This window comes from Spirosoma aerophilum (genome assembly GCF_054782495.1).
The window spans coordinates 19,799-27,203 of sequence record NZ_BAAGSJ010000015.1; the positions used below are offsets into that span (position 1 = coordinate 19,799).

At 37.7% G+C, this 7,405-nt stretch carries 7 protein-coding genes; 2 read left to right on the plus strand and 5 right to left on the minus strand.

Annotated elements, in window-relative coordinates; genetic code table 11:
* The 5 genes from ACYVK4_RS21640 to ACYVK4_RS21660 form a co-directional block, all read right to left on the minus strand.
* Positions 1–1,779, minus strand: coding sequence for an ORC-CDC6 family AAA ATPase (locus ACYVK4_RS21640; RefSeq protein ID WP_461129649.1), 1,779 nt, complete (start codon positions 1,777–1,779; stop codon positions 1–3).
* Positions 1,766–2,896, minus strand: a complete 1,131-nt coding sequence (locus ACYVK4_RS21645; protein ID WP_461129650.1) for an HD domain-containing protein — start codon at positions 2,894–2,896, stop codon at positions 1,766–1,768. The genes ACYVK4_RS21640 and ACYVK4_RS21645 overlap by 14 nt, the downstream gene beginning before the upstream one ends.
* A complete protein-coding gene (locus ACYVK4_RS21650; RefSeq protein ID WP_461129651.1) occupies positions 2,896–3,945 on the minus strand; it encodes a DNA cytosine methyltransferase in 1,050 nt (349 codons plus the stop codon). Before ACYVK4_RS21650 ends, ACYVK4_RS21645 begins: the two co-directional genes overlap by 1 nt.
* Positions 3,946–4,083: 138 nt before the next feature.
* Positions 4,084–4,749 (minus strand): recombinase family protein, encoded by a 666-nt coding sequence (locus ACYVK4_RS21655; RefSeq protein WP_461129652.1) that lies wholly within the window; start codon positions 4,747–4,749, stop codon positions 4,084–4,086.
* Positions 4,750–4,997: 248 nt separating this feature from the next.
* Entirely contained in the window at positions 4,998–5,144 is a 147-nt protein-coding gene (locus ACYVK4_RS21660; RefSeq protein ID WP_461129653.1) for a hypothetical protein, read from the minus strand.
* 457 nt (positions 5,145–5,601) lie between these two features.
* Between ACYVK4_RS21660 and ACYVK4_RS21665 the strand changes: the two genes are divergently transcribed.
* Positions 5,602–6,063 carry a hypothetical protein gene (locus ACYVK4_RS21665; protein WP_461129654.1) on the plus strand — a complete coding sequence of 154 codons (462 nt, stop codon included), beginning with the start codon at positions 5,602–5,604 and terminating at the stop codon, positions 6,061–6,063.
* A gap of 173 nt (positions 6,064–6,236) precedes the next feature.
* The gene (locus ACYVK4_RS21670) at positions 6,237–6,824 is read left to right on the plus strand and encodes a hypothetical protein (protein WP_461129655.1); all 588 of its coding nucleotides are present in this window, start codon (positions 6,237–6,239) and stop codon (positions 6,822–6,824) included.
* The last annotated feature ends 581 nt before the right edge of the window (positions 6,825–7,405 follow it).

Below are 7,405 nucleotides of genomic sequence, written 5' to 3' on the forward strand. Positions count from 1 at the left end.
TTAGTTCTCAAATAATTCTTGTTGAACAACACTAGGGTTTAAATCTTCAGTAATATTTTTTCTAAGCAGATTTATAAATTTCTTAGGATCAGTTAATGATATTTTTAGCACTGAAGAATCCATAAATTTATAACCAGCAAAACTGGATGGGTCAAGAACAAAATGTGGTGCCAACATCCTATTCAATATATACAATCGTGACTTGCCTGTGCCATATTTATTACCTATTAATGATTTATGGAAATAATTGTATTGTATACCCATATCTAAAATAGATTTCAGTTCTTCATCCGGCTCATCATTAAGCGCTACTGAAAACACTCTTCTCTCTGAAGCTTTCGAAATCATTATTAATTTGAAAAGACCACCTAATCCAAACAATAAATTTCTCAATTTGATTAGCTTATTCTGATCATTTTCTTTATCCTTAATTAATTCATCAAAGTCGCCAAATATAAAATCATCCGAACAATCTTTAATTATTTTGTCTTGAACAGTAGGGCTAATAAATTTAATAGCATCTAAATCAGGATTTGAAGAAATTTGATGGACATACATTTTAGAGGCAAAATTTACAAAATCTCTTAGAATTCCTGATGAAATATTAACTAGTTGTTCAAATCCTGCGTAACTAAAAGTATACCTATTACCTTCAAGGTTTTTTATGAAATCCGGAACAGTATATCTGTAAGCATAGTCATAATTATGCTCCTGTTCATACCGTTTAAATAATTGAGAAAGTTTTTCAGCTTGTTCTTTATCTTCAGGGAAGAAACTTTCTGGAGTTATATCCTTATACTCAAATTTATTAAGCCTTCTTTGAACCATGCTCTGAACTCTATTTAAATAAAGGCCTTTTCTAGATGTATAAATGTCATTAATATTAACTACAGAATAATCATGAGGAGTATCAATCCTCGAATCATTAATGGTCCTATAAGTATTGTATTTCAGTTGTGTAGATATTTTTATGCTTATGTCACTAGTTGTTCTCTGAGCAACCCATGAGTTCAATATTTTTTGTTGTATTATATTTAGATTATCAGCATCATCTACTAATAAATAAATAGGTTTCTTTGGCATGAAGGAGAGTTTTCTCAATTCTCTTAGAGCTTCATACAAAAAGTCATTATACAAGAATAACGGGCCATTGTATGGTAATGTCTCTTTCGCACCTATTAATTTTTGTATATATTCTCTTTCAAAAGTTTTTTGAACTCGTTTTAATATTTTTACAATACTAGAGAAAGTATCAGGTAAGTTTCCATCTATTTTTATTAAACTAGAACTTAGATTATAGCCACAATCTGATAAAATTTCAAGAAATATATCGTTAAAATAATTAATGACATCCTTTCTATGTAAATCGCTATCTTCAAAATCTACTTTTGATAAGTCATCAAATATTTTAATAGCAAAGAACAACACCATATAGTGCTCATTTAGTAGAGCTTCACCATGCTTATTCTCAATTATTTTAATCTCCGTTTTATCTAAATTACCTCTTTTAATAGGTATATAAAGGCCTAAATAGTCGAGCTCCTTAATTGTTCTCGGTTTATCTAATGGGTCACTATTTGATGAAACAAGAGTTTGGCAATCAGGTCTCATAAAGCGAAACATCATACTTTTACCCGAACCTCTGGCTCCATTAATGAAGGTATGTCCGACTTCTGGTATACTAAAATAGTCACTAAATACAGGTACGAAAAGATCTATAACATCTTTTGGTGAAATTTCATCTGGATATTTGTACTCAAAAGGGTTAATCTTTTCCATCTGTTAGTTCTTTAATATGTTTTTCAACTTCACTACCACATAATTGAATGCCATTTATAATTAAATCAGGGCATAGGGTGTATATATCTAGATTTGATTGTTGGGGATAATCGTTGTCTTCTAAAGTAAAAGTAATATCATGATGAACAAACTCACCTATTTCGTTCGGATGATAAAATTCTATTTGAATCCAGATTTTTTCGATGTCAAGAAATTTTTTCCAAAATTTAGAACAATAAATTTTCTCCTCATGTGTCTTAACGGCCCTCTTGTAAATTTCATCAACTAAATACACATCTTCAATAGTATCTTTTTTACGATTTATTTTCCCAAATTTTTTCGTAGCATAATTTTTAGGAATTTTAAAATGAAATTCAACAGTTTTTATATTGTGTTTCACTAAAACTGTATCTAAGCAAGCAGAATAGGCATGGAATACCTCACTCCCCTTTGGTATTTTACCAGCATTGAGTAAATTCACTGCTGCCCTATGCTTATCATCAGCTATTTCATCTGAAAATCTTAAAATAGCTGCTAATAATCTTTGTCTAATTTCATATCCATCACTTGTAACACTCTCTTTAATAGTTCTAATAGTGTTTTTGTCTTCATGCCCGTTCGCTGTTAGAACACTACCGCCATGAACTTGTGCAACATTTTTAATATATGTATGCTCAACACTATCAAATGCTACCAATGGAAGTCCATCTCGAAAAACATCTTTTATTTTTTGTTCATGGCCAATTCTACCATAAAAATTGCCGACGTCATGTAATTGTATCGCATTTAAAAGGATAAACACTTCTCGTACATTCAAGTCTATAATTTTAACATTTAATATTTGCGATGCTCTTTCGATTACAGTGGCTATATGCTTTGGTCCATGATCATTAAGAAGTGTAATTAAATTTAAGTCGATCTGTTTACCCGCTGCTATAGCCTGTTCTATCTCAGTTAGTAAACTTCCTCTTTCTACTTCTCCATGGGTGGTTTCTATATAACTCTTAAAACTGTTATATTTTGAATAGAATGGAGTCGTATCTCCCTTTTTAAGGGTTTTTAAATTGGTTGGTGGTTTAGCCAACCAATCTTCCAGGTTTTTTTTTGTTAAATCCATTAGCAGTAACTAACAATCTTTTTAAAAACAGCTTCAGAGAGTTTAGGGGGTACAGCATTAGCAACCTGTTGTTGCATTTCAGTTAAACCACCATAAAAATGAAAATTATCAGGAAAGGATTGTAATCTTGCTGCTTCTCGTACTGATAATCCTCTGTGTTCTAAAGGATGAATCAGCATATTCTTCCTGTAATTACCAATAACTATAGATGGCTGGCTTTGATCTAATCTATGGTATAACCATCCATGACACCTTTTATGATCTTTATAATTTTCCATATAAGCGTCTGGAATGTTTTCCCAGTTACCACCTTGAGGAACACACATATATCTATCTATTACATATTTATCATTCTTTGTAACGCAGTTATTAAATGAAAATTTAGAGCTTTTCCTTAGTTCTTTTGCATAATCAGAGATGGGCGAACATCTATATTTTAACTTATAGTTACTTGTACCATTTTCCAAGAATGGTAAATCAAAAATGGCTTCTTCAACGCTTATTTTTTTAATATTATTATTTTCGGGGAAGTCGAAATTTATACCATGTAAAGACCCTACAATGAATACTCTTTCTCTTTTCTGTGGTACGCCGAAATTTGAAGAATTTAATACTTTATAATTGCATTTATAACCAAGCGAACTAAATTCATTTATTATCCAGTTAAAGAAAATTCCTTTTTCTGTTTTTAATATTCCTGAGACGTTTTCAACCACGATCCAGTCTGGCTTCCATTGTTTTGCTAATCTTACAAATTCTTTAAAAAGCCAGTTCTTGGGATTATTTATATTCCTTGTTCTTTGATTCGAAAGGGAGAAGCCCTGGCACGGGGGACCACCAAATAGAACTTTCTGTCTACCTGTTTCTTCTACATTGATCTTCTCTAAATCTGTAATATCGATATTTAATACTTGGGTTGACTTATGATTTGCCTTAAAAGTGCTTGCGGCCTTTGAATTTATTTCAACAGCTAATTTGACTTCAATGCCAGCTTTTTTGGCACCTAACGACATTCCGCCCACTCCTGAAAAGAGTTCTACACCAATCATTTTGTTGTATTTATTCTATAAAATAAACAATTGTAAGTTGTATTGTGAAACGTGTAACGAATTATGAGCAAAACTATACCATAACTCACTGACTACTAATGAATTGGTTTATTATTTAATTGATACTGACTTAATATCTCATGTATCTATTAACTTAATAACTCGTTGCACCTGCATTACATGGAAGGGTTTACCACGCCGAGTCCGAAATCCATTGCTATTGAGTGTCTCGGCAATCTGGCTCCAATTTTGACCCGCTTGACGTAGCGATCGTGCCAGTGTAGCAGCCCGACGATTGTTTTCATCCTGACGCGCATTTACCTGACGAATCTGACGACTTTTCAGAATAGCGGCTGCATCTAGGTTATTAGGTGTTCCCAACTGAGCGCCCTGCCGCTTTTTCTCGGCTAGTGCCTTACGTGTACGTTCGCCGATTAACTCGCGCTCATACTGGGCCATAGTGGCCATGACGCCGATAGTCAGGGTGTTAGCTTCGGGCATATCGGCACACACGAACTCAATCCCTGAATCCCTCAGCGTAAAGATAAAAGCCACATTCCGAGTTAGACGATCCAGCTTGGCAATTAATAGAACTGCCCGTTGCTCTTTACAGTACGCGATGGCAGCCAGCAATTGAGGTCGGTCGTTTTTCTTACCTGATTCAACATCAGTAAATTCACCTACAAGCACTCCGCTACTTCCAAGATAGGTATTGACCGTTGAGCGTTGGGCATGCAGGCCCAGGCCACTTCGTCCCTGTTTCTGAGTGGACACCCGGAAGTAGGCTACATAGGATCGCTGCATCGCTTGATCTGTATTTTGACAATTTGTGCCCGAAACAATGTTCCACGGCACAAACGCTGTGTATTTAGGGTAAAGGTACTCGAATTTAACATTTAACAAACGTTCCTTTAATAAATGTTAAATCCACTACTCAAAATTTGACCTACTGTTACAGCGATAGACAAATCGACTAATTTATAATTTAGGCTACTTTTTTACTAGTAAAAAAGTAGGAGGGGAGAGAAAGAATACGGTATTGAGAAGGCGAGTTAATCTGGCCACTTTTCTAAGCCAGCGGCAATGCGCAAAGCACGTTGCACATCTTCCCAATAGTAGCCACTATCGTAGCCAGTCGACAGTCGGTCGCAGATGCTTAGAAAATCAGTAGCATCTTCCACGCGCTGTTTCTGGATCATTATGGGATCTGCTTGCGGAGTTGGTTGATCGGGTAGCGCTTCCATGCCCCAAAAGTAAGCGATAAACGAAAAAGCCCCACTGGTTTGACCAATGAGGCTGAAGAAACGTAACAGACATAAAACGCCAGATAGAGAAATTTATTGTTCACATTGAAACAGGGAAGGGCTTATTTATCAGTTTTTTTAGGCCGTTATTTCAGCGATTATTTGTCAATTACTGTTATCAAAACAGGACAGTATAGTTAATGTGTGCAGGTAGTAGTGTGAGTAGTGCGGTCAGCATGGCAAAACGGGGCCACCGTGCGGTTTCCCGCGTCGCACCGGCGGCTAACGACCGGGACGAGGTCATCCAGTCGGACCAAAAGTCACCCCTAAAAGCTAATTTAAGTGCAATTTAGTTTTACAAAACCCCTTGCCCATTGTAGACGATTTACTACCCTTACCTCATCATTCCTTGATGCGGAGTTTCTTACAGCAGAGCCATCTTCAGCACGTTTCTATTATTGGTTTATTGGCACTGGCTTTCCAGACTCGCCTGCTTATGAGCGAACCGGAAAAACCCCTTCGTGACGATATTTCTCTACTAGGTTGGCCTCCCCCATATATGACCCAGCTGATGAATGAATTAGATGTAAACTCGGCTGAACTAACTCAATTTGCTCGATTGGGTAATGATTTTTGGAGTTCTCAACTCAAACTGATGCCCACCTTTCAACGCTCAATCGTTATGGGGCTGGCTACGATCATTCTTACTCCGTCGGGAAGCAACATCAATCCCAACCGATATACCCCCTCGCTGCGATACTGGGCAAATGAACTCAATATTGATTATCTTACTATGTCCCATTGGATGGAAGCTCAGGGGATCAAACAGATCAATTATTTACTGGCTCGGGGCTATATTCCGGGTGAATTTTAATAAATCTTGCGCGATTGACGGCTTTCAGTACGTGTCACATAGTATCCGATACGCATCACATTTATGGTAATAAATGTTCATTGATCGTTTAGTGGTGTCTTACTTTGGTAGATTGCCAATCTTGTCAGCTGGTCTTTGCGCTTAAATTTCAATTACTACTTCACCTACTAGCGATGACACCGAAGCAGATTCAACGGCTACAGAAAAAGATTGCTGATATCAAACGAGCTTTAGCGGCCGAAAAACGAAAGTTTGGTGGCTATGATGGCTCCCAGGGATTGCGCTATTTACCCACCCGGTATTATCTTCAGTTAGGCGATTACAAAGGGGGAGTAACGTATACCCGATGGTTCGCCAAAACATTTCCCGATGACATTGGCTTTCCCGATTTTCTGTTTGAATGGACAGTACTGCTCTTCAAAACCGGCAAATTTGACCAAGCCAGGAGTAAGGCCTGGCAAACCTTCTGTTCCAATACGTATATCTTGGATACATTTCTAGGCAATCCAGTCCAACCTTTAGCTAAATACGAGTGGTCCAATCTGACTCAGGTAACCTTTATCGATCAGCTCCCCTATTCGCATCAGCAAGCCGAACTACAGGATTTCAGTCAGTGGCTAGTCGAGCTGATTTCAACGGATTTATTCAAAACCCGTAAAGACCGCTTCATGGCCATTCAGCAACGATTAGCTACTGAGGAAGATCAGGAAACTCGGCGCTATTTATTGAACGAAGCCCATCAGCTAGAGGAGCGGTTTTGAAGTAGTGGCAATTGATTCATAAACTCAACTATGCACCCATTTTTGAGACGTTGATTCGTGAGACGGCAATTTGAGATTGGGTAAAGCTAGAATTAAAGCTGGAGTTAAAAGAATAGCGACCGTCGCTGAAAATGGGCGTTCAACGATACGCTTAGTGACGACTTTTGCCCCCTTTAGATTTTAGTACTGGTAAGCGTACGATACGTATCTACAAACAGGATAGGGTACTTCCAGCTAGTGCTACTAGGTCTCACAGGGCTGTAGTAAAGGTTTATTTCTAAGTCTAATGAAGTGAGCATATACATTGATACTTCGTCGTCTCTGGCGGGAACCTTTTTAGAACGTTTCCTCGTCTCAGGTGGGAGCCTTGCAGAAGACAATTGTCTTTTACAAGCTGACAACGACTACCTTTAGCCACAAACTGATAGGCTCGTTACCTCAGGGTAGCAATCCAACACTGGTTCTGACCAGCTGCTTGAGTCGGAGCAACGCCTGATCATCGCCCTGCAGAAGGGCGGTCAGGTCCCCAGGTGCATCCTGAACCAAGTGGTGCCAGGCGGCCTGGAATATTGACCGATTTG

Coding starts and splice junctions, on each gene's coding strand:
- ACYVK4_RS21640 (WP_461129649.1), bottom strand. CDS start 1,779: ATGGAAAAGATTAACCCTTTTGAGTACAAATATCCAGATGAAATTTCA.
- ACYVK4_RS21645 (WP_461129650.1), bottom strand. CDS start 2,896: ATGGATTTAACAAAAAAAAACCTGGAAGATTGGTTGGCTAAACCACCA.
- ACYVK4_RS21650 (WP_461129651.1), bottom strand. CDS start 3,945: ATGATTGGTGTAGAACTCTTTTCAGGAGTGGGCGGAATGTCGTTAGGT.
- ACYVK4_RS21655 (WP_461129652.1), bottom strand. CDS start 4,749: ATGCAGCGATCCTATGTAGCCTACTTCCGGGTGTCCACTCAGAAACAG.
- ACYVK4_RS21660 (WP_461129653.1), bottom strand. CDS start 5,144: ATGATCCAGAAACAGCGCGTGGAAGATGCTACTGATTTTCTAAGCATC.
- ACYVK4_RS21665 (WP_461129654.1), top strand. CDS start 5,602: ATGCGGAGTTTCTTACAGCAGAGCCATCTTCAGCACGTTTCTATTATT.
- ACYVK4_RS21670 (WP_461129655.1), top strand. CDS start 6,237: ATGACACCGAAGCAGATTCAACGGCTACAGAAAAAGATTGCTGATATC.